Genomic DNA, 20,933 nt, shown 5'->3' with positions numbered 1-20,933 from the left:
TGGGAGCGCGCCGTACGCGAGTCTGGCTACGTGGCAGCACAACAGACCGTTGCGCTACAGGTGTAGCGATGGTGCTCCCGATTCTGGTGCCGGGGGCCTTGGCACCCGAGACCCCGCTACCCGGCAAGGTGATCCAGGCGCTATGGGCACGCGTCCTCGCCGCGGGGCAGCGGCGGCGCGGTGCAAACACAGTCGTGCGCAGCACGCATGGCTCCCCGAAGGTGGGCAGCCGGGACAAGTTGGTTCACCAGTGGCGCCGCGCGTGCCGGATGCCAACGCGGTGGGCCAGGAAATGGCAAGCGCACGCGCCAAGGCCGCCGCGCCCGGCCGGCCTCCCCACTCCTACTTCGCTCGAACAGCAAGAGCTTCAGTCCGAATGCAAGCGGCTCATGCGTCTGTGGCTGCGCAACAGACGGGCCCGCATGTCGCGTGCAAATCGTCAGGCCATCAGACTGGCGACACAGCCGGGCAACTTGCGCAAAGCGCCAATCATGATGGACGCTACCTTCGCTGACGCCGCGGTTTGGCTACTGGCGGCTATGCATTGGTGGGGCCACCGAGATCCGGGTTCGATTGATATGAAGCCGTCGCATGCGCCGACGGGCCTCATGTGGTGGTTGACCGCATACAAGCCCAGCGTACAGCTCAACTGCCCGAGAGAAATCCTCGGGGTGCTGCCCTTGACGATGGACCGCATGGAGCATCGGATACGCGAACTCGTTTCGACCATGATCTTTCGAAAGGGAGCCGTGGCGCTGCTGCCAGAGTTGCTGCTTTCAATGCATCCCGGGCTTTGCTATCGAACGCCCTCGCAATACGTTGACCGACGAGTTCTGGTTCATCGAGGCGCAGAAATGGATGAATGAGATGCGAACACGTCGCGCTCTCCAAGCCTTCCTTCCCCTCGCCCCACCCTGCGCGCGTTCCGATAGATGCACGCTCTCGAATTGCGAGTAGGCAAGCCCGTTGCGCGATCATCGCGCAAACAGCATCGGTCGCATCTTTACTACGCAAAGGACGCAACATTACTACACTTCACGGCTGTCCCACCCGGCTCAGCAATACAAAGGCGCCGCCATGAGACTTCGGTCATCGAATCATTGATCAAAAAGGCTTGACAAAAGAGTCCTCATAGAAACTGACCTCAACAACATTCGATCTTCGGAGACCTACTGGTACGCGCCTTCGGTAATACCAGATTAAGCTTGATCGGCCCTGATCAATCGGGAGAGACAGGCGCGATGGCTATTGCATAAAGACCGCTCGAACTTCGCTGTCTCCGCCTTGGGTGCGAAAGATCGCGCTTAGGGTTCGACGCAGCCCCTCGGAGGCATTATCAGTTGAGCCAAACTTCGCCGAAAGTGCTACCGATTTCGCAGACCACCCTCTCTTGGCCGCTGAGGCGACATCCTCGCACCACTCGCCGATCGTCAGTTCACAAAACTCCGCTTCAGAGATCGTATCGTTAGACTCGCGTTTGGCTTGAGCGTAAAGCGCTGGTAGACCGACGGGCGGGCCAAGAGTAACCGGAAAGCTGGTGCCATCCCGGTCGATCGCTTCGACGCTGACAACGTCAGCCCATCTGCCTATGACTTGAAACGTGGCGACTTGGTCGCAATAAAACTTGACTTCGGGGATCGCAATGACTGCGGCAGCACGACATTTCGTATGGTTGCTTTGCAATGTCATTCGCCCGACGGGATCAAGCTTCGGCCAGGATGCAACTGGCAACTCGAAGGTCGTCGACGCAACGCACTTCGTGGCGTCTTTTCGGCAGGCTTCGGCTGCATCGATCAGTCTTTGCATTACCAGGTCGCTACTCATGAGGAGGCCGCGCATGGAGTCGCGTTGCGAACTGGAGAGTCGAACCCGTCCGGAACTGTCGCTGCTGATGATCTCATAGGCGCGTTGCTTGAGGGCCTTTGCATCCTTGTAAAGCGAATAGTAGTCTTCCAGCGATGAGTCGATCCTTGAAACTGCAAGTTGCTCGCCTTTCCAACCGTATCGCTTGAGGCTGGTCGTCTTAAAAGACGTCGCCTTTGCGGTATAGAAATTGAGCGTTTGTATCTGATCCGAGAGTACCCGCGACACCTCATCGATGTCGCTGAAGTCGCGGATCAGCGCGCCAACCTTTTTCGTACCATCGCCGCCGATCAGCCACACGTCAACATCGGCCCGGCCGCCGGCAGAAGCAGTCTTGACGAAGTTTCGGTAGCTGGAAGAAAAGCGCCCATCCCACCCTAGGCCAGCACCGGTTTCAGCGGTCAGATTCACATTGAGCGCGCGTTCGCGGCTTTCGCGGAAGTTCGAGGCGGTAAAGATCGCGGCAACCGTCGCGCTCCTCGACTCAAGAGAGACAATCTCATCACCGCACCGGTTCGCGAGTTCTACGGGTTCTTTGAGCAGCGGAGCATAGTCAGTCTTGATCCTCTCGTTGAAGATCTCTCGTTCGCCATACTTGGCGTTAAGAGACACCATCCAGGTGATCGAGTCCGATGAAAATGAATAGGCGTCTGTAAAGTCGGACGATGCGTTTGCGCTAAAGAATGTGTTCCGTGCCGAGGCGGAGACGGAGATGTTCAATTCCTTGAGCAATTCCTTGCGGCTCTTAATGACCTTAGCCTTCAGCCTTACCTCGGTAGACGATCCCTCCACTCGCCGGGACTCGAAGTCAAAGCAATAGGGGTATGGCTCCGACGGCGCCGAAGAACTCACGCTTGACCCAAGGCGCAACTGTATCGGGTAGGAGTACTCCGATCCGTTCCCGTCGGGGGCAATGGCGGCCAGAAGTAGAGTAACGAAAGCGCGTCGCATGATGCGTCTCAGCGCTTAAGCCACTTTTTCGGCTGCAACGGATTTTTTAGGACCCGACCGACGTCGTTGTTCTTTCCGCCCATCCCAACAGAAGTGAGTATGTCATCGCGCGCCTTTGGAATTGCGGCGTTATTGCTGCCAAGTGGGCGGCCAGCAAGCACGTCGGAGACGTCGATATTTGTCATCCTCTTCGGAAGAACCATTGATATGCCGAGTGTCGCCACCGCCTTGGACGCGTCGACGATGTCTTGGACTGGCTTCAACTGATCGTCGCACCTGCTTTTGATCTTCGAGCGAACATCGGCAACATCTTTCTGTTGCTGTGCGGACAGATCGGATCTAAGGGCCGGAAGGTCTACCACCCTCAGTTTGCCGTTCTTGTCGAACTGCGGAAACTTCGTTGGATCGAGACCCTGCTCGACCATCTGCTTTTCCACGTTTTCGATCTCCGACATAAACGGGGCATACTGACCTTTGATCGCGGTCGTCGCCTTTTCCCGTGCTTCGTCGCACTGATTCAGAGCGATAGCGCTCTGCGTAAACGCCAGGACGCAGATGCAAATGACTTCCTTGGTCGGCAGCTTCATGCAAATCCCTCCGGAATGACATCGTCAGATGTTCAGGTTGGTGCGCTAAGGCTTGGTTCCAGGGCGCCGCGGGAGCACCGTTGTATCCGTTCATCGCATAGCAGGCAATATGCAGTGTGGGTTAAGTGCCCGGGCCGGAGCGTTCGCGCGCCACGTGCCGCCGGGACTTCATGCAGTCGAGCTTTGCCCTGCATTGGAGGCCTCTTCAAGCGGGCAACTCTTTAAGTAGGTTACCCACCAAGGCAGGCGTTCCTTCAAGTCTCAACTCGACCTTGGCATCGACGAGCACTTTCATAAGTTCACTGAGCCTCAACACCTGCAGCAAGCGTCCTCTGTTCGGAAGAAGCACCGGTATAAACCGATCTCGACTCGCGGCCGACCTGCGATGGCGCAACCAGATGAACTCTGCGTGGAGGCTAGGAACGCTGAGGATCCCTAGGGCATGCGTGCGAAGCCCATTGTCATACCCACCCTTCAGGCTCTCCAGAACTGAAGCCGTGGCCTGGACTACGGGACTCTCTGAGAGCACGATGTCATCGCCGATCGCCGAGGGTCCCTCAGCAGCCAGTTCCGCAAACGCGATGGCCTCTCCCTCGGCACATGCAAGGTACCTCCAGCCAACCATGTACGCCCGCTCCACGTTGCCATTTAAGCCTACGTCTTTGCTCGTAAGGCAAAACCTCGGCTGCGGCGCGGCGAGCGAAAGATTGCCGATATGACATCGGCAGAGCTTTCTGGTCATGAATGCATCGTTGCTCGCGAGCGTGCTGATCCATCCCGACATCCGTCTCCAGACCTCTGGAGGAGGGCGAAGCACATCAACGGTCATCATGATTTCGATTTAGTCTGAGGGAGATCGAGTGAGGTACGTCAACGTCCACTCGCCCCATTCTCGATAACGCTGAGTGAACTGCGCCAAGGGAATATCGTCTTCCCCAAAACGCGGATCGTCGATCAAGATGTGCTCTGTCCCGCCTTCCTTCCGATAACCGCGGATGACGAGAACGTGGCCTTGGCCTGAGTCAAGAAACAGCACCTGCGCTCCAATCGGCCGCTGCGCATCAATGTGATTCACGATCTCTTGAAAAGACAATCCTCCTTCCAAAGCCGAACTTGCAAGCAGCCCGTAGCGCCCGAGCGCGTCGGCAAGGTCATGCATAACATTGACAGAATTCGGTGCCTGGCATGCCGTCCCAACCCCGAGCACTTCGTCGGCAATCTCGCACTGCTTCGCGGTGATCGTTGATTGCGAGTAGTAGCGCCGAAGGCCCAAGGTCACCGCACACCAGCACCAGTTCGTCTGGTCCTGCGTTGGCACTTCGACATCGAGCATCCTCTTGGCCGCGGACGCTCCGCCTGCAAATGCAGGCACGGGTTGCGAGGTGCTTTGAACTAGGCTCATGGCTGAGGCGGGACGGCAGAACCCTTCAGATCGTTCAGGTTGACATTGCCCCCATAGAACGACACATTGCCAGCCGCGACAGGCAACCCGCTACTGCCATCTAATAGTTGGTACGTAGCGATAGCCCCGCCGCTCGCATAGAACGACGTCGTGAAGATATTTTTCTTCGTGTTGATGGTCCCGCCCGCGGCAATGGACTTGGCCTGCAGGACATAGGCATCGGAAAAGCGCGTTGCAAACGCATCTGCCAGAGCCATGGTCTGGATCAGAGAAGCTCCAACCTCATTGACCGTGCTGGCTGCCGTCATGACCTTGTCGGCACGGACCTTGAGCGCCTTGCCCTTGATTTCTAGGTTGTCGAGAATGATCAAGTCGCGGCGATGTGCGTTCGCGCATTGCGGCGTCGGCTTGGCTGTGGCTTTAGCCTTGATCTCGTCCCGTTTGTCCGAAATCCGGGTCAACTGTATGTCCAGGTTGGACGACTTATCGGCCAGAGTCTGCATCGTCGCCAACGTCGGCGACGCAGCAATTGCATCAAAACCCTCCGCCGCTATCGCACTCGCAATGAATGACTCAGGCCGGGCAGCATCGATTTTCTTCGCAAGCAACTGACCCATGACGGCATTGGCGAAGGCGACATCGTCGACAGTCACGTCCGCGCCCTGCAGCTTCTTATCGGTCTTGAACAGCGACACCAGTTGCAGCCCGACGTCGATCGCGCCGAGCACCGGAAGCCCCGCAGCACCGGCAGCGGCGACGGCCGCGCACCCAGGGTTGTCAGATGCCAGTTGTGGAATCTTGAAAACAGCCACCTCCTGGGACAGTGTAGTCATCACCATGCGCAGCGCGCGCGCCTGGTTGATCGCGTAGAGATCCTTGTCACTGAACATGACAACCGCCTGGCGCAGGAGGACCGGGTTGCCCAAAGTGCCGTCGGCATTCCTCACCTGCCTCGTCCTCGGCGTCCTCAGCGCCTTTTCCACCTCCGCGACGACGTGGACGGCGAGCACATCCACAGCGTTGTAGGCCAGGATCTTAGGTTCGACCACCAATCCGGAAGCTTCCCCGGTCCCCTTGGGCAACTCAGTGCTGATGGTGCCGATCCGGGCCTTAGCTTGGGCCGCTTCGGCCTCCGTAATTTCCTTCTTGGCCACGGCAGCGTCCCGTTCGCGTTGAAGCGCCTCCAGTTCCTCCTTCGAGATTTCTGCGTGGACCTGCAAAGACGCAAGTGCGAGACAGGCGATTGCGAATGCACTTCGAGGAAACATGGAACCTCCTGGAGCTGATGGGCACGCTGAAGGAGAAATCCCACTCACCTCAGCTTTGAGCTGAAGCAGTTCTGTCCCGTTCAATTTCGGGCCATCGCTTCCGGCCGCTCCTCCTCGCACCACGGAGGCTAGCTTCGGTCCTCATTGCAGGGAAGTCATCCCTCCATTGGGGGAGGCGGAGCGCGCAGCGCCGCTGGGCGGTGCGAGAGTGTCGGGGCTCGGCAGCTCGTCAGGACCGAGGCGCGCGGCAGCTTGGAGCGCAGCACGTGAACACATCGTCATGAACAAGCGCTCCCAGCTCAAGACGGGATCACCGCGCGCATACCCTCGAACGCTTGCCCTATGGGAAAACCTGAGCAGCCCATTAAGAACCGTGCGCGTGTAGACATAAGCTCGACTATCGTGAGGAGTACTAAAGATATGCTTATTGCTCTTTAGCAAAACCTCGTTAACTCACAGAGTTATCGCGTCGTCACTCGATGCGAGCACAACATTACTTCGCAATTTTCGGTAGTAAACCTGTGCTTATCCGCCACGCCGTAGTAAAGCTGTGCCTTTTTGCCATCGTCCACATAAGCACATATTTACTACTCGAAGACTGGGACGCGCGACCAATGCGACGTGGCCAACGGCAGATCGCTGCATCTTGAGAGAGGAGGTGCGCTCTACCACGACGCCGAGCAAGCGCCGTGCATTGGACAATTCTCATCGACTTCCAGCGCGCTTGTAATTCCGACTGCGCGATCATCGCGCATGACGCACCGCGAGCATACTATTACTACGCAATAAGCACAGCTTCACTACACCTCACGGCTGCGCATCGAGGTACCGCGCGACCGTGAGGGCTCCTTCGAGCCGGTGCTCATCCCCAAGCAGGGGTAATGGTCCTTTTCGTGCAGATTGATACGGTTTGCGCCGAGAGCATTTTTTTGGCGCGGATTTCACGTCGATAGTCGCCTGCTCGACGGGGCGTGCCGGCGTTGTACAGTCTCCAGCCCGCTGAATCTGCCCGCCGGTCATGTCCACTACATGTATCGCTTCGTCGGCCTGGAAGCCCTGCCCGCTCACCTGACGGACTTCGACTTCCAGTACTTTTTCCGGCTCGGAGTTGGCGACGTCGAAGCGATCCGTCAGCGATTCCGATCCGACCGCCGAGTTGCAGGCGCAATTAAACTGCTTTCCCTGCGCGCGTGCGGCCGCCCCATGGACCGCTTCACTTTGCTGCCGCGCAACCTATTGCAGTAGGTGGCCGAGACGCTCGCGGCCCCGCGGCCCCTCCTCTCACGATCGCCAGCCTTCGGAGCCTTTACCAGCGCCGCCCTACCCTCTACGAACATCAGCAATGGGCCAGGGACCACCTCGGCCTGCGCGAACTTGATTCGGACGCAGAAGCGGCCCTCGTGGCCATGCTCGCGCTTCATGCCGCCGACGCCCCGCACACGGACGACTTGGCGAGGTCGGCACGCCACTGGCTCTACGACCACGCCCAGTGCAACTACAGCGAAGCGCTCCTGGGCCACCGCGCGGAAACCGTTGACGAACTCCTCGCGCTGTATGCCGCCCTGCTCGCGCACGGAACCGACAATCGACGCCAAGAGCGTGGCGGCAATGATCCCCGGTTTGGACACGGCACGGGTGTCCGTTGCGATGCGGGCGCTGGAGACGCCCGGACGCCTGCGACGCGCCAACGAGCGCGTGGTCGAGTTCCAGGGCCGCGTGCCATCGCCGCACACTGGGGCGACGGCGCCAAGGGCTCGGCGGACATGATGTCGCTGGAGGCATCGCGCCACCTGTGGAGCGCGCGCACCGATCCACGGCGACGCACCTACGCTGCCGGCATCTACACGCACGTGCTCGACCGTTGGGGCATCGTCTATGACCAGCCCATCGTGCTCAACGAGCGACAAGCGGGCGTGGCCATCGAAGGGGTTGAGCGGCACAACCGCAGTGACGATCGCATCCGGCTGTCTTTGCTCGCGGTCGATACCCATGGGTATTCGAGCAGCGCAATGTCAGTCGCCGAGCTGCTCGGATTCGACCTGTGCCCTCGCCTTCAGGATCTGTCGGAGCGCAAGCTCTTCCTCCCCGCAGGCTTCGCCGTGCCGGAAGCTATCGAGCGCGCGACGGTCAAGCGGGTGTCGCGCAAGGCGATTCACGAGGGCTGGGACGAGTTGATGCGCGTTGTCGCATCGATCCGGCCGGCAAAATCGGAGCCGACGTTGCACTTCGTCTGCTCGGCACTGCCGCGCAGGGCGACCCGGCCTATCGGGCGGCAGACCATCTGGGTCGCCTGCTACGCAGCATCTTCCTGTGCGACTACATCGCGATCCCCGACTTCCGTCGCGAGATCCACACGTTGTTGAGCCGCGGCGAATCGGTGCATCAGTTGCAGCGCGCGGTCTACACCGGGAAGGTCGCGCCAGAGCGGGGGCGACGGCGCGACGAAATGAGGGCGATCTCTGGAGCACACGCCCTGCTGACGAACATCGTGCTCGCGTGGAACACCAGCCGGATGGACGATGCGGTTGAGCGCCTGCGCAGGGACGGAATCGACATTGACGATGCATGGCTGCGCCGTATCGCGCCAGTGCACTTTGCGCACATCAACTTCCGGGGGACCTACAGATTCCGGATAGAGATGTACGCCTCGGCACTGCTGCGGCCGGGTGCCGCGCCAAGAATAAGCGCTGACGCTTGAGATGCGGGGACACCATCGGCGGCGTGTTTGCCAGCCCGCTCTGATCCTCTTGCCATGCAAGATCAAAGCGAATGAAAGGGGCTTCCCCATCCCTCTAGAGCCGCTGCGTATTGCGGCTGTCGGCAACACAGTGCCACGATGGGGTTGCGAACGTCCCATCAACTCACTCGGAAGGGGAAGCCCATGACGATTTTGTACGTTGGCATCGATCTCGCCAAGAACGTATTCGCAGTCCACGCTGTCAACGAAGCCGGCAAGCCCGAGCTCGTACGTCCGCACGTGACGCGAGCCAAATTGCTCGAACTGATCGTGTCTCTGCCGCCTTGTGTAATTGGAATGGAAGCATGCTCCGGTGCGCACCACTGGGCGCGGCAGTTCATGGCCCACGGTCACACGGTACGCCTGATGGCGCCGAAATTCGTCACTGCGTATCGCCTTTCCGGCAAACGTGGCAAGAATGACGCCGCCGACGCGGCGGCGATCTGCGAAGCAGTGCAACGGCCGAGTATGAGATTCGTGCCAATCAAGAGCCTGGAGCAGCAATCGCAACTGAGTGTTCATCGCGTGCGTCAAGGATTCGTTAATCAGCGAACGGCAACCATCAACCGCATCCGCGGGTTGCTCAGCGAGTTCGGTATCGTGCTGCCTTTGAAAGCGTCGACCGTGCGCAGGCACGCGATGGCGTGCCTGGAGGATCTGCCCGGGTGGAGCAACACCGTCGTCGGCGATCTGCTGAGTGAGTTGACGCGATTGGACGAGCGCATCGCGCTTTACGATCGGCACATTTCGGAGATGGCGCGCAACGACACTCGGGCCCAGCAGCTCATGCGCCTGCGCGGGGTTGGCCAAACCACCGCTACCGCGCTGCTGGCGATGATCGGCAACGGACATGAATTCAGGTGTGGTCGCCAATTCGCAGCCTGGCTCGGGTTGGTACCCAGCCAATACAGCTCGGGTGGAAAGGCACGACTCGGGCATATCACGAAGGCAGGCGACCCGTACATCCGATCTCTGCTGGTCCTGGGCGCCCGAGCGGTTCTCAACTCAGCAGCGAACAAAACTGATGCGATCAGCCGATGGGCTGCCGCGCTGGCCGAACGCCGCGGCTACTGGCGAGCAATTGTGGCCATCGCCGCCAAGAATGCGCGCATGGCGTGGGCGGTACTGTCTCGAGGCGAGCAGTTCACGATGCCGGCATGACCCCGGTGGCTCGACAACTCAACCCTTTCAAAACCAGGAGTCGCAACGAATTGATTTCCACCGCCGCTTGACGGCCTGAAGTGATGAAGCAAGGTTGGACCTGCGCGGGGTATGCCTGTAGATTGATAGGAGGATTTGAGCGCCATCCTCGAAAACCGAATGAGGCCCCCGCGCGCGTCTTTCATCAGGGTCCGCAGGCATCAGACGCTGCATCAATGACCGTTTGTAGTACAGCCAGTCCGCATCCTTGCCTCCGCCACAGATGTGCCCCAGCAGAATCGGTGTCATGACCAATCAGCTGCGAGTCAGCGACCTTCAATGCGGGGAGAAAGCCGTAAGGCCGAGCATCGCTTGCATTTGGGGGAAGCCCTTGTAGTATCAATCTGCACGGAGAGGATGTTGCTGCGCAGAAATGGCAATCGCTAAGTCATTGTCCGGATTACGCTTTTCGGACTCAACCGTATCAATCTGCACGAAAAGGACCATTACCCCAAGTTGTGCGTTCCTTCCGGTTGGTAGCTCTTCTCAACGGATGACAGCGCCGATGCGGCGCATCTGCTCAACGTCGGGGTTGGACGGCTCAACAGCGGCGCACCAGGGCTGCAGCGGGTGATCCCAACCCACCTCGCCGGCGCAGGTCCCACATCCGCGTAGTCGCCAACGACTACGATCCCTCCGCGCCCGACAACCTCTGCCGCGGCGCGCGACGATATTCGGCAGGAAACGCTCAGAGCCCACTCGAGCCGGATCGCGCTGATGTCTCTACAGCGCCTTCAAGTCGAAGTTCAGCGACCCCGAATCTCGACGTGGCCCAGCGACTTGTGCGGCGGTGCAGTGAACTCGCGATACGTCAACTATTTCACGCAAGGGCGCACGCGTCAATAGTTACATTTTGTAGCGAATCGCTTGAATAGCGACCTGTTTCGATTTCATCACCTTGTCCAAGGGCGGCCTGGCGCTTGATCGGCAGCTCGTGTCCGCGCTCGATCATCGCTTTACCCCCAGCAATCCGGCCTTGCTGAGCGCGCCTCCCAAAAAATCGTTCTCTTCTCCAGTGTGAGCTGCCCGATCTTGGCGTGCAGCACCTTCAAATTCACCGGCGGCGACTCTGGCGGCGTCGCGCCCCCGAAGACGCCCGCGGCGCGCTCGATCAACTGGCGTCGCCACTCGGTCACCTGATTGGGGTGGACATCGTGCTTAAGTGCCACCTCGGCGATCGTCTTGCCGTCGGCCAGCGCCTCGATCGCCACATTGGCCTTGAATGCCGCTGAGTGATTGCGGCGGGTCTCTTGCTCATGTATCTGCTCCTGTCATCCGGGCTCTACCCTCGCCCATGGGAGCAGCCCATCCACTTTGTAGCGTGTTCAGATTTGCGCGGCCGGCTCTTGTTTCGTCGGCGCCGATCACCGCCCGTATTCGACGCTCCGGCAAGTGCAATCTGTCATAGACTTCGACGTGTGCACCGCTGGTGCGGGGCGCCACGGAGGTGCGATGAGTAGCTTTCCGAAGTGGGCTCGGCCCTGGCTTTCCCGCCATGACAACCAAGTCAGTCACGGCCTCAACCTAGTGTTGGAGCTGGATCCTCACCCCAACATGCTTCCCCTGCTTTTGTGGGACATCATGTTGGCGCAAGACAAGATCAAGCGGGCATTGGAGAGTCTATCCTTTGTGCATTACGCGCGCTTCATTCCGTCTTGGGATGGTCGCGCGCTTATGGTGACCACTGAATTCGACGGTCCGCTTGACCCTTACGTGTTGGACTTTGTGATCGCGCTTGGCGACGTCTTTGACACCTTGTTGAGTTATGTCGTCAAACAAGAGCGCCCGCCAGGGCCTGTACGCGAACACCCAGATGAGTTCCTCGCTTGGGTGCAGTGCTGGAATCGCGTGCCGTTCTATTTGCGCAACGAGTCTACTTTGTTCCCTGAAGATTTCGATTATCCGCTCTACAGCGCATATCCCGACAAGACAGTCACGGACATCGCCGGACCGCGCCACTTCGTCCCGCGGCCGGCTCTCGATCACCCGGCCGCCGCGGTAGACCCCGCCGACGTTCAGGGCAACATTCTGCGCGGCTACCGCGCCAGACATGGGCGCTATGTGTTTTTCAGCGTTGCCGATGCGGCTGTAGCGCGGAGATGGCTGGCGAAAGCGTTCCCAAGGGACGACACACCTTGGAAGGGCGTATCGTCCGCTACGCAATGGGCGGGCGTCGAACCAGAGGTCCTGACGCAGGTCGCGTTCACACACGCTGGCCTCGCGAAATTGCTGGCGCCTGCTCGCCTCGACGAGTTGAAGCACTTCCCGGTCGCGTTTAAGGAAGGCGCCGCGGCAAGGGCCGATTCAAATTTCGACCGGGGAAGTAGTGCGCCGGACAGTTGGAAGTTTGGTCGCGCTGACGATGCTGTTGATGTCGTGCTGTTCCTGTACTCGCTAGTTGACCCTGCGCCGGACGCGTACTTGGAAGCGCTCGCGGCACTGGAGGGCGGGCAGGCCCAAGGCCTGAAATTCCTGCGGACACTCACTGGAAAATGGCTCGAGGGCAAGGAACCCTTTGGATTCGCCGATGGCCTCTCTGATCCCCCCATCAGTGGCCAATGCCCGGCTGCCGAGCCGACTTTCCAGCCCACGGCCAGCCCGGGCGAGTTCCTGTTGCACAAGGACTACGTGGGTATCTATGGGGGAAGCTCCCTGGGCCAGATGCCGCAAGGCCTTGCCGGCAATGGCACATTTGGTGTGCTCCGCTTGATGGAGCAAGATGTCGACCTCTTCGTTAGCTCCACCGACAGCGAAGCAGCTCGCCTAGGGATCGTGCCTGACCAGCTGAGAGCCAAGCTGGTGGGGCGCTGGAGGAACGGCGCACCGCTCGCCCTCGCGCCAGACAATGACACACAGGCCAATCCTGTAAACGCTTTTGACTATGCGCCGAGTTGGGAGTTTCCGAACGCGATCAACGATCATGACGGATCGCGCTGCCCGGTCGGCGCACATGTCCGTCGCGCAAATCCGCGAAGCGCCCGGGTGGCCGGCCAACCCAATTCGCGGCGGCTGCTGCGGCGCGGCATGCCCGCTTCCTGGCTAGAGGACGGAAAGAACAGAGTCGGGCTCATGGGCCTGTTCCTGGGAGCCAGTATTGAGCGGCAGTTCGAGTTCATCCAGCGGCAGTGGCTGCAGGGCGACGTAGCTGCCAGCGGTATACGAGGCACGACGGACGCGATCTCCGGGATTCGCGCCACCCACACTGAATTCCCCTTCCTCGTTCCCGACCCAAGTAGCGCCATTCTGCCGCCCCAACGCGTGTTAGCGCGAATCCCGCCTCTTGTCAGAACGCGCGGATGTGTATACCTGTTTTTCCCAGGCATCGCCGCGCTGACGAACCTTGACGCCAGCGTCTCGCCAGAGACTGACACAATCACAGACGAAATGGTGGACTTCGAGTTCACCACTGCCCTGCCGCTGGGGAACGCATTGCTAAATGAGCCGATGCTGCGGACACTGGCCGACAACAACTGGCTCGAAATTATCAAGGATCTGGCTGAGCGCAATCTCGACTCGCCCTGGGTTAAAAGAGTCATTGAGTCGTTCGCGCCGACAGCCATCGAGGGCAAACCGCCATCTGGCATCGAAGTGTGCGACTTCAATCTCGCTGATCCGTGCTTTCTCGCATTTCCGCATCGTGCGCTCCAGCTACTGCGCGATGGCGGCAAACGCATCGTCTGGGTGCCAGCCCAGAATGCATGCTGGGTGCTGGATCACGCCGGATGTCAGGAATTGCTCGAGCGCGACGCGGACTTTGTGCAAGCGCCGAAGGACACACCGCTGCGCGGGATAGCGACGCTCGACCCGCCAGACCACACACGCGTAAGCCAAGCCTATTCGGCCGCGTTTGGCGCCGCGCTGGCCGCCATTGAAACGGGAATTGAGAGCACCGTGGCGAAGGTCATCCAAAAAATCAAAGATCAGACCTACCTCCGGCATTTTGATTACATGCAGGCCTTCGCCCATCCAATGGCTAGAAGTATGGTCTGGCAGCTGATCGGATTAAAGGACGACCCGCAGCAGAGGGCGTGCGACAAGCTCGCCGACACCATGGTGCTGAACTTCGGCAAGACGTCTCAGCCCCATACGGTCGAAAGCATCGTGTTTGCAGATGCTGGCTTGCGCCTGGCCGCGCGGCTGAGCGTGCCGTTGAGCAAAGCGTGGGTACGGAGCTATTTGCCCGGCTCGCCTTATTCGGGCACGCTAATCGGGGAACTCGCCGCGCGTATGGGTCCAGGCAAGCCTTCGCCCGCTGGGCGTCCCCTGGAATTTGTGGAAACGCTGATCACCTTGGTGCAAACCGTGCTGGCCAGCCAGTCACCCCACTTTCTACTGGGCAGCGCTGCGCTGCACCTGCTGTCGCCGGATCCTCGACCTGACAGAGGGGGCGTCACGCCCTGGTCTATCCTGGCCGGCCGGGCGACCGATGGAGGTGATTTTGACGCGGGGCTGACTAAGGCCCTGGACGAGGCGCGCCGCGCGGAGCCGCCCTTGACACTCGTCGAACGTTACGCCGACGGCGTGCAGACGATCTGCGACGTGCAAGTGCCCGACGGTTGCGCCGTGTTCGCCATGGTCACTTCAGCGAACCGGGATGCGCTGGTTTTCGGGGATTTGCCCGAGCAGTTCCATTTCGACCGTGCTCAGGCGGTTGGCCATCTTTCTCTCGGCCACGGCATCCACGAATGCGCAGGCCGGGTGCTGCAGAAGAAACTGTTGTCAGCAGCTCTGGGTGCCATGATCAGAGAGATGCCCGAACTGCGCCTGAGCAATCCGTCCGCCACGCCGGCTTGGCACGCTACGATCTATTTCCGTGCGCTGCAGGCCCTGCCTGTCACGCTTTGTTCGCCCTGAAATGCGACAAGGGAGATCACCGCCGAGATGGACATCCTGACCTTCCAGGGCTTCGAGATCCACGTGGCGCGTCGTCAGATTCGCGTGTCGGGCGAATTCATACCGCTGGGTGCCCGGGCGTTTGACCTTTTGATGCTGCTGGTTGAGCACCGCGAACGTGTCGTTAACAAGGCGGAGATTTTTGCCTCAATCTGGCCTGGTCAAATCGTCGAGGACAACAATCTGACGGTGCAGATCTCCGCACTTCGACGATCACTAGGGTCCTCTTCCATCACCACTGTTACCGGGCGGGGCTATCGCTTCGTGGCCCAGCCGGCACAAGAATGCGTGGGAGCCGCCAGACGCGCCGCCGGCAACCTGCCGCTGCGCTCACTGCCGGTCTACGGGCGCGAGCGCGAATTGATCGAGCTGCTCCGGGCACACGAAACGGCGCCTTGCGTGACGCTGTGCGGGCTGGCCGGTGTGGGCAAGACGACTCTGGCCATTTGGGCCGCGCGGCAGATGGCAGTGGCGCCAGCCTATCCTCACGGCGTCTGGCAGGTGGAACTGGCCAACGTACTTGACCCAGAGCGACTTGTTCAGGCAGTTTGCGAGTCCATCGGTCTGGAGGTTAATCCGCGCGACGTGCCTCTGACCCAGTGCCTGGCTCAACTCAGGCACCGCGAACTGCTGCTGCTTCTTGACAATTGCGAGCACCTGACCGACGCGGTCGCCGCTTTCGTCGATGCGCTGATCAAGGAGGCAGGACAGGTGCACGTACTGGCCACAAGTCAGGAACCATTGCGCTTGCGAGGCGAGCGCATTATTCGGGTCAATCCGCTTGAGGTGCCCCCCACGACCAATGCCGTTGACGCGGCCGACTACGGCGCGGTGCGCATGTTGCTAGAGCGGGTACGCGTAGCAATGGGCGGCAGCTTCGACCCAGGCGCGCAGGACCTTGTCGACTTGGTCGAGATCTCCCGCCAGTTGGACGGCGTGCCCTTAGCGTTGGAGTTTGCGGCGGCGCGCGTACCAGTGCTTGGCCTTGGGGGCGTCCGCAGCCGCTTGTACGATCGGCTACGCCTGTTCTCACGTGGCCTACGAACCGCGCCGAGCCGCCATAGCAGCCTGCAGGCGGCGCTCGAATGGAGCCACCAATTGCTGCCGGAGCCTGCACAGTTGCTTCTGCACCAGTTGGCGGTGTTCCCCGGCGGTTTCAGCTTGCAGGGCGCCGAGCTGCTGGTCGGGGCCGAGGGCGACACGCAACTGATCGACCATTTGGACGTGTTGTTGGAGCGTTCGCTAATCAGTCGGCAGCCCGGGGCGCGTCCGCGCTATCGGATGCTAGAGACCACCCGCGGCTTCGCCATTGAAGCCCTGAACGCTACGGCTGACGGAGTCGACTGGGCATCGCGCTTGGCGCATGCGATGGCGCAGCTTTGCATGAATGCGGCGCGCGACCGCGACAGCGTGTTGATGTGGCAAGAAGTTTCCAATGCGCGCGCGGCCTTGACCTGGGCCTTGACTGCTCCCGGCCATGAGCAGGTAGCGATCACCATTGCAACCTTTATCTCTGTCGGACTTGGTGCGGCTGGCGCCACCGGAGAAGCCTTGGACCTTTTGAAGCGCGTGCGCCCGCTGGTCAACGCTCGGTGTCCGACCATGCTGGCCGCCCGCTTCTGGCACTGGTACGGCCGTGTCGGCAGCGAAGGTCGGATGCCTGTGTCGCTTTCCGTAGAGGCTATGCTGACTGCGGACGCCATGTTCGAATCGCTCGGTGAACGCCGGCACCGGCACTCTTGCCAACGGCACCTAGCCGAAGTCGAGCTCGAGGCCGGCCATGCCGAACGCGCTGAGGCGCACTTGCGGATCGCCCACGAGCTGGAGCAAGGTGGTGCGCGGGAAGCAGATCGAATGAGACGGCTGCGAGTAGAGAGCCGGCTGGCTGACGCACGCGGCCAGCATGATCTGGCATTACGACATGCGCAGGCCGCGCTTGAGTTGGCCGAGGCACTGAACGTGAAGCGCTATCGCCTTCTGCTGAGGGCCGATATGGCATGGACGCAGTTGCAGATGGGGCAGGCAGACGCCGCTGTCGACGGCTGCCTGGAACTGCTCGTGTATCTGGATGACAGCATCCGTCAGGGTCAGGCTCGCGGACGCGTGCTGTCGGGGCTGACGGCGGCGCTGGTGGCGGCTGGCCATATTGAAAGGGCGGTCCGCAGTGCTGGCGACTCACTGTTGGCCCTGAGGCAGGCCGATCTGCTGCGCGCGCGCTGCGAAGTCTTCGCATGGGTGGCCGCAGCCTCGGGCGCACGGCAGGCGGCGGCGCAACTGGTCGGCGCTGGTGAGGCATTCGCGGCCCAAAGCGAAAACGAACGCGATCCGATCTCAAAAATGGCCCGGCAACGGGCCATGGAGCTAATCGAGCCGATCTTGGGCGACGCCGAATTGCGGTACGCGCTGGCCCAGGGCCGCAACCTCGGCGAAGCTGGGCTTTACCACCTTCTGATACACACCTTCGCGCCGGCTCCACCACTCCAACATTAGCAAGATTTAGGTTCGCTTGCTGGCGCGATATCGTACACGGCGACACAGTGGTCCTCATCGGGTGCTTTCCGCGCCCGGAGCCTTACGAGGAAGCCATGCCGACATATTCAAAACTCTGTTCGGTCAGCGCCGGTGAGCCATTCTGCACGCCACTTAGTCCCATTGAGAAGCGACCACTCGATCTGCCGCAAGCGTTGCCCGTGCTGGCCGTTGGCAGTCCGCCGTTATCTCCAGATTCAAGCCGTGGGGCCCCGTCCTCGAGCAGCTGCCTTTGTCGAGTAAGCGCCCGCCATGACGGCTCATTCAGCGACTTGGGCTCCGAGCTGACGGCAACTGCGAATAACACGGCTGGAAAGCAGCCGGCCGGCGCGAAGCAAGAAGGCGCCTTTTTGCGACATGCGTCAGCAATGCGTGTCATGCGGATGACGGGCGAGGCAAGGGCCAGGATTGCGGGGCTTGGCTTTCATCAGCGCATCCTGACAGTAATGTTCTCCGACCTGTCAGGGTCGGTGCAACTGGCCGAGCAGATGGGTCCTCGGCCTTATATCGAACTGATGCGCAATCTGAGGAGCATTTACCGCGAGGTTATTGCGTTCCATGGAGGGGTGGTGGCTCGCCTTCAAGGTGATGGGCTGGTGGCCTTGTTTGGTCTAGAGGGCCAATCGAGCCATGCCGGCCTCAATGCCATGACGTGCGCTTTGGAATTGCATAGCACGGTCCATCGGCAGGTGTACCGTGTCGACGGGGGCGCAGCTGGGACCCTCGCGCTCCACACTGGCCTTGATCGGGGGCTGACATATTGCGAGGTAGGTGACATTGAGCGCGGACGATTTGATCTGGTTGGTCGTACGCCCAATCTTGCTGCGCGTCTGTGCAGCTTGGCTGAGCCCGACGAAATCGTGGCCACTGCTCGATCAATTGGACCAGCCACAGGTGCCTACGCGGTAGCCGTCGCGGAGCAGGTCTCACCGCGCGGAACAGCATTTCCCGTGGAGGTGATCCGCGTCAGCACGAGAACAGCATGCGCCAGGCGAGAGTTGAGTCATTTCCCGCCTCCCACGCCGTCAGACCTTGCTTCCGCCCGTTATTCGGAGAACAGATATGTTCGGCATTGAACTTGATAGGAGTGCTGTAGGGTACCACTCCGGGTCGTCAGTCAAAATCGAACAAGCGACTGTTCCGGTCGAGACTCTCTGTGAATTCGAATTGTTTAAGGAACTGCCCGCCGCCACGTTAAAGGGAATCGCGTGTTCCCTTCATTTGAGGGAAATTAAAGCCGGCGAGGTGCTGATCTATCAGGCCGATGAAACCGCAACAGTCTACCTGTTGCTGGAAGGCCGTGCTGCATCAACCGTGCTTGCAGTTAACGGTCGTCAGATCCTGCTGCGCGAAATCGAGGCTGGAGAAGTCTTCGGAGAATTCGCGCCCATTGACGGCAACTTGAGGAGTTCCGAAGTCATTGCGCTAAAACATGGATCCATCGCAACGCTGTCTGGTAACGATTTTCGAAACTTAATGATGACGGAGCCCGTCCTTGCGGAATGCTTGCTGCGGCGCTTGGTTGCCAAGTTGAGGCAGCTATCAGACCGTGTTGTCGAGCTTGGAGCTCTGGACGTTCGCGCACGCTTGTCGTCCGAACTGTTGCGCCGTGTACGAGCTACAGGTGTCGTAGAAAATCGCGGAAGAATCGATCCCTGCCCTCGTCAACAAGCACTGGCTGATCAGATCGGGACGAGCAGAGAACAGGTGTCTCGCAGCATGACCGAACTTGCACACCGGGGAGTGGTGATCAAAAAGGACAAAGCTTTGATCATTCCAGACGTCGCCCGGCTCTCCTATTGCAAATGACTTTAACAAGGGAGCACGACGCATCAGGTGTTTTCTGCCAGGCGATGTGATCGTCGCGTTCATCTGGAACCAAGCCACCCTAGAGCCAAAGCCCAGCGCAAGTATTGCGCGGAGACTCAGATACTGCCCCAATGGGTGACTTAGTCGACGAGTCGACTCATCCGCGTTTCGTTCAGCCTCGTAGCAATATCAGCTTTTTAGGCTTCGCTCGTCTTGGACTATGCAGGCGATCAGTAGACATCGCCATGTAGTCCGTAATGTCGACTTATCGCTGACTTATGCACGGCCGGACTGCTTTCGGAAGGCCATCGCGTAAACGCCGACACATTTGATTTTCGAAGACTCCGGTCCGATGAAAACAGATGATTGCATCATCACTTCAATTAAGTAGTCAATTTTCGAATGAAGTGCGCAAACGCACACGCGTTTGGCTTTGCCCAATACACACTGGCATTGCGTAGGGTGTAATTCTGCAAACCGCGCATTTGACCAGGAGATTTATTATGAAGAAGATGCTTATTTTGGCCGCGCCTTTGGCGCTTACTCTTGCAGTCGGTGGCCATGCCCAAACAATTCCCGCGGAAAACTGGGTGGGACCGCCGATCTCTACGGTTGGTGGCCAGCTCAGCCGCAGCGAAGTTCAGGCGGAGATGGCGCGCTCCTCTGCCCAGACGCAAGCTCCCGCACAACAGTGGGTCGGCTCAACAGTCTCCGCTGGACTGACCGTCGGCGCTGTCAGACGGTCCGAAGTGCTGGCGGACTTCAACTTGTTCGAACGCGCGGGGCTGCGCGACTACCCGCCGCGCGCTTACTATGACCCGCTTAGTCTCGAAACAAAGCGCCGAGTGACGTCGTATCGGCGGATGCGCGAAGGACCGGAGTTCTTGGTGGAAGTCGCGCGCATCGAAGGGGCCCACTTTCCGGCGATAGCGAATGCCGCCGGCTCCTACGGCAGCGCAGACTAGAGCGTGGAAAGTTGGATAAAGCCAACCGTTGGCGCCGACAGATGAAGCGCCGGTGCGCCTCGTACGGCGGCTCGAGCGTCGCGCCGCCGGCGCCGCCCCAGGCGGCCAGCGTGATGCGCGGGGTGTACACGCCCGAGCGCGCGTTAATCGGCTCCTGCCGGGGGTACGGAGGGTGTGATCAGCAAATTCGATGGTCCGGCGATCAACGTCCCGATGGTCATTGAACAATGGGTCGACGGTGTCTGGCGACACGTTGTTCAAGGTATTCAAGGTTGCTTATGTCGATGCCCCCTCGAATGCGTGAACAAGAACGCCGCCAGGTTTTAGCTTCGCGGCGTTGAACGTTGGGCGATGGTTAGAACCGCGGGTTGTTGTCGTCGCCGGCGGCGGGCGCGGTCGGGCGAACCAAGTCGGAGAGCATCTCATTCCTGGGGGTGTGCGGTGAAGCAAGCTCCGCGGCTACGCTGCAAGCGGCTCATGAAACTGGGCGCCGAAGCGCGGATACCACTTGTCGAAGGACCCGAGTAGCTCATCGTTCAGAACCTGCGTACGTACCTGGAGCAGTAAATGCGCTCCCGCGCGGGGTCCAGCGCATCTGCTGCTTCTTCACGAACCGCTTAGTCTTACTGTGTTATTTAAATTACTCCCGCTGGTACCGTAGGCAACAGGGACACCGGGGCAGGTTACGAGCCAGCAGCGCGCCGATACGCAACCGCAAGCTCGTGATGG

Annotated in this window: 14 protein-coding genes and 2 pseudogenes; 9 read left to right on the top strand and 7 right to left on the bottom strand. The window is 60.1% G+C overall.

Features of this window, described 5'->3' with window-relative positions:
* Positions 1 to 68: 68 nt before the first annotated feature.
* Positions 69 to 866, top strand: coding sequence for a hypothetical protein (locus WKW80_RS35410; RefSeq protein WP_340368243.1), 798 nt, complete (start codon positions 69 to 71; stop codon positions 864 to 866).
* Between the two features lie 379 nt (positions 867 to 1,245).
* On the opposite strand, the gene WKW80_RS35405 is transcribed toward WKW80_RS35410, so the two are convergent.
* The 5 genes from WKW80_RS35405 to WKW80_RS35385 all read right to left on the bottom strand — a co-directional run bounded on the left by WKW80_RS35405 (position 1,246) and on the right by WKW80_RS35385 (position 6,071).
* Positions 1,246 to 2,583, bottom strand: coding sequence for a hypothetical protein (locus tag WKW80_RS35405; RefSeq protein WP_340368242.1), 1,338 nt, complete (start codon positions 2,581 to 2,583; stop codon positions 1,246 to 1,248).
* 239 nt (positions 2,584 to 2,822) lie between these two features.
* Positions 2,823 to 3,401: a hypothetical protein gene (locus tag WKW80_RS35400; protein ID WP_340368241.1), complete on the bottom strand. Its 579-nt coding sequence runs from the start codon at positions 3,399 to 3,401 to the stop codon at positions 2,823 to 2,825.
* A 205-nt stretch (positions 3,402 to 3,606) separates the two neighbouring features.
* On the bottom strand, positions 3,607 to 4,233 hold the full coding sequence (locus WKW80_RS35395) for a hypothetical protein (protein ID WP_340368240.1): 627 nt from the start codon (positions 4,231 to 4,233) through the stop codon (positions 3,607 to 3,609).
* A gap of 9 nt (positions 4,234 to 4,242) precedes the next feature.
* Complete coding sequence (locus WKW80_RS35390) at positions 4,243 to 4,803, bottom strand: papain-like cysteine protease family protein (RefSeq protein ID WP_340368239.1); 561 nt, start codon at positions 4,801 to 4,803, stop codon at positions 4,243 to 4,245.
* A complete protein-coding gene (locus WKW80_RS35385) occupies positions 4,800 to 6,071 on the bottom strand; it encodes a hypothetical protein (RefSeq protein ID WP_340368238.1) in 1,272 nt (423 codons plus the stop codon). Before WKW80_RS35385 ends, WKW80_RS35390 begins: the two co-directional genes overlap by 4 nt.
* Positions 6,072 to 7,100: 1,029 nt before the next feature.
* On the opposite strand from WKW80_RS35385, the gene WKW80_RS37655 reads away from it, so the two are divergent.
* The 3 genes and pseudogenes from WKW80_RS37655 to WKW80_RS35375 all read left to right on the top strand — a co-directional run bounded on the left by WKW80_RS37655 (position 7,101) and on the right by WKW80_RS35375 (position 9,969).
* Positions 7,101 to 7,316 carry a hypothetical protein gene (locus tag WKW80_RS37655; RefSeq protein ID WP_422823041.1) on the top strand — a complete coding sequence of 72 codons (216 nt, stop codon included), beginning with the start codon at positions 7,101 to 7,103 and terminating at the stop codon, positions 7,314 to 7,316.
* A gap of 239 nt (positions 7,317 to 7,555) precedes the next feature.
* A pseudogene (locus WKW80_RS35380) lies at positions 7,556 to 8,769 on the top strand (transposase); the annotation flags it as partial.
* Between the two features lie 183 nt (positions 8,770 to 8,952).
* Positions 8,953 to 9,969 (top strand): IS110 family RNA-guided transposase, encoded by a 1,017-nt coding sequence (locus tag WKW80_RS35375; RefSeq protein ID WP_340368237.1) that lies wholly within the window; start codon positions 8,953 to 8,955, stop codon positions 9,967 to 9,969.
* 995 nt (positions 9,970 to 10,964) lie between these two features.
* Here the strand turns inward: WKW80_RS35375 and WKW80_RS35370 are convergent.
* Positions 10,965 to 11,270: a transposase gene (locus WKW80_RS35370; RefSeq protein WP_340368244.1), complete on the bottom strand. Its 306-nt coding sequence runs from the start codon at positions 11,268 to 11,270 to the stop codon at positions 10,965 to 10,967.
* Between the two features lie 292 nt (positions 11,271 to 11,562).
* Between WKW80_RS35370 and WKW80_RS35365 the strand changes: the two genes are divergently transcribed.
* From WKW80_RS35365 to WKW80_RS35350, 5 genes are all read left to right on the top strand, one after another.
* Positions 11,563 to 14,862, top strand: a complete 3,300-nt coding sequence (locus WKW80_RS35365) for a hypothetical protein (protein ID WP_340368236.1) — start codon at positions 11,563 to 11,565, stop codon at positions 14,860 to 14,862.
* Between the two features lie 27 nt (positions 14,863 to 14,889).
* Positions 14,890 to 17,391: an ATP-binding protein gene (locus WKW80_RS35360; protein WP_340368235.1), complete on the top strand. Its 2,502-nt coding sequence runs from the start codon at positions 14,890 to 14,892 to the stop codon at positions 17,389 to 17,391.
* A 95-nt stretch (positions 17,392 to 17,486) separates the two neighbouring features.
* On the top strand, positions 17,487 to 18,506 hold the full coding sequence (locus WKW80_RS37650; RefSeq protein WP_422823040.1) for an adenylate/guanylate cyclase domain-containing protein: 1,020 nt from the start codon (positions 17,487 to 17,489) through the stop codon (positions 18,504 to 18,506).
* Positions 18,493 to 19,239, top strand: coding sequence for a Crp/Fnr family transcriptional regulator (locus WKW80_RS35355; protein WP_340368234.1), 747 nt, complete (start codon positions 18,493 to 18,495; stop codon positions 19,237 to 19,239). The genes WKW80_RS37650 and WKW80_RS35355 overlap by 14 nt, the downstream gene beginning before the upstream one ends.
* A 503-nt stretch (positions 19,240 to 19,742) precedes the next feature.
* Positions 19,743 to 20,204, top strand: a complete 462-nt coding sequence (locus tag WKW80_RS35350) for a hypothetical protein (RefSeq protein WP_340368233.1) — start codon at positions 19,743 to 19,745, stop codon at positions 20,202 to 20,204.
* A gap of 459 nt (positions 20,205 to 20,663) precedes the next feature.
* Here WKW80_RS35350 and WKW80_RS35345 read toward each other — a convergent pair.
* Positions 20,664 to 20,826: pseudogene (locus WKW80_RS35345) on the bottom strand (ISKra4 family transposase); the annotation flags it as partial.
* Positions 20,827 to 20,933 lie beyond the last annotated feature (107 nt).

This window comes from Variovorax humicola (genome assembly GCF_037889915.1).
GTDB lineage: Bacteria > Pseudomonadota > Gammaproteobacteria > Burkholderiales > Burkholderiaceae_C > Variovorax > Variovorax humicola.
The sequence above is the reverse complement of the archived record's forward strand: the minus strand, read 5'-3'. Positions and strand labels throughout refer to the sequence as shown.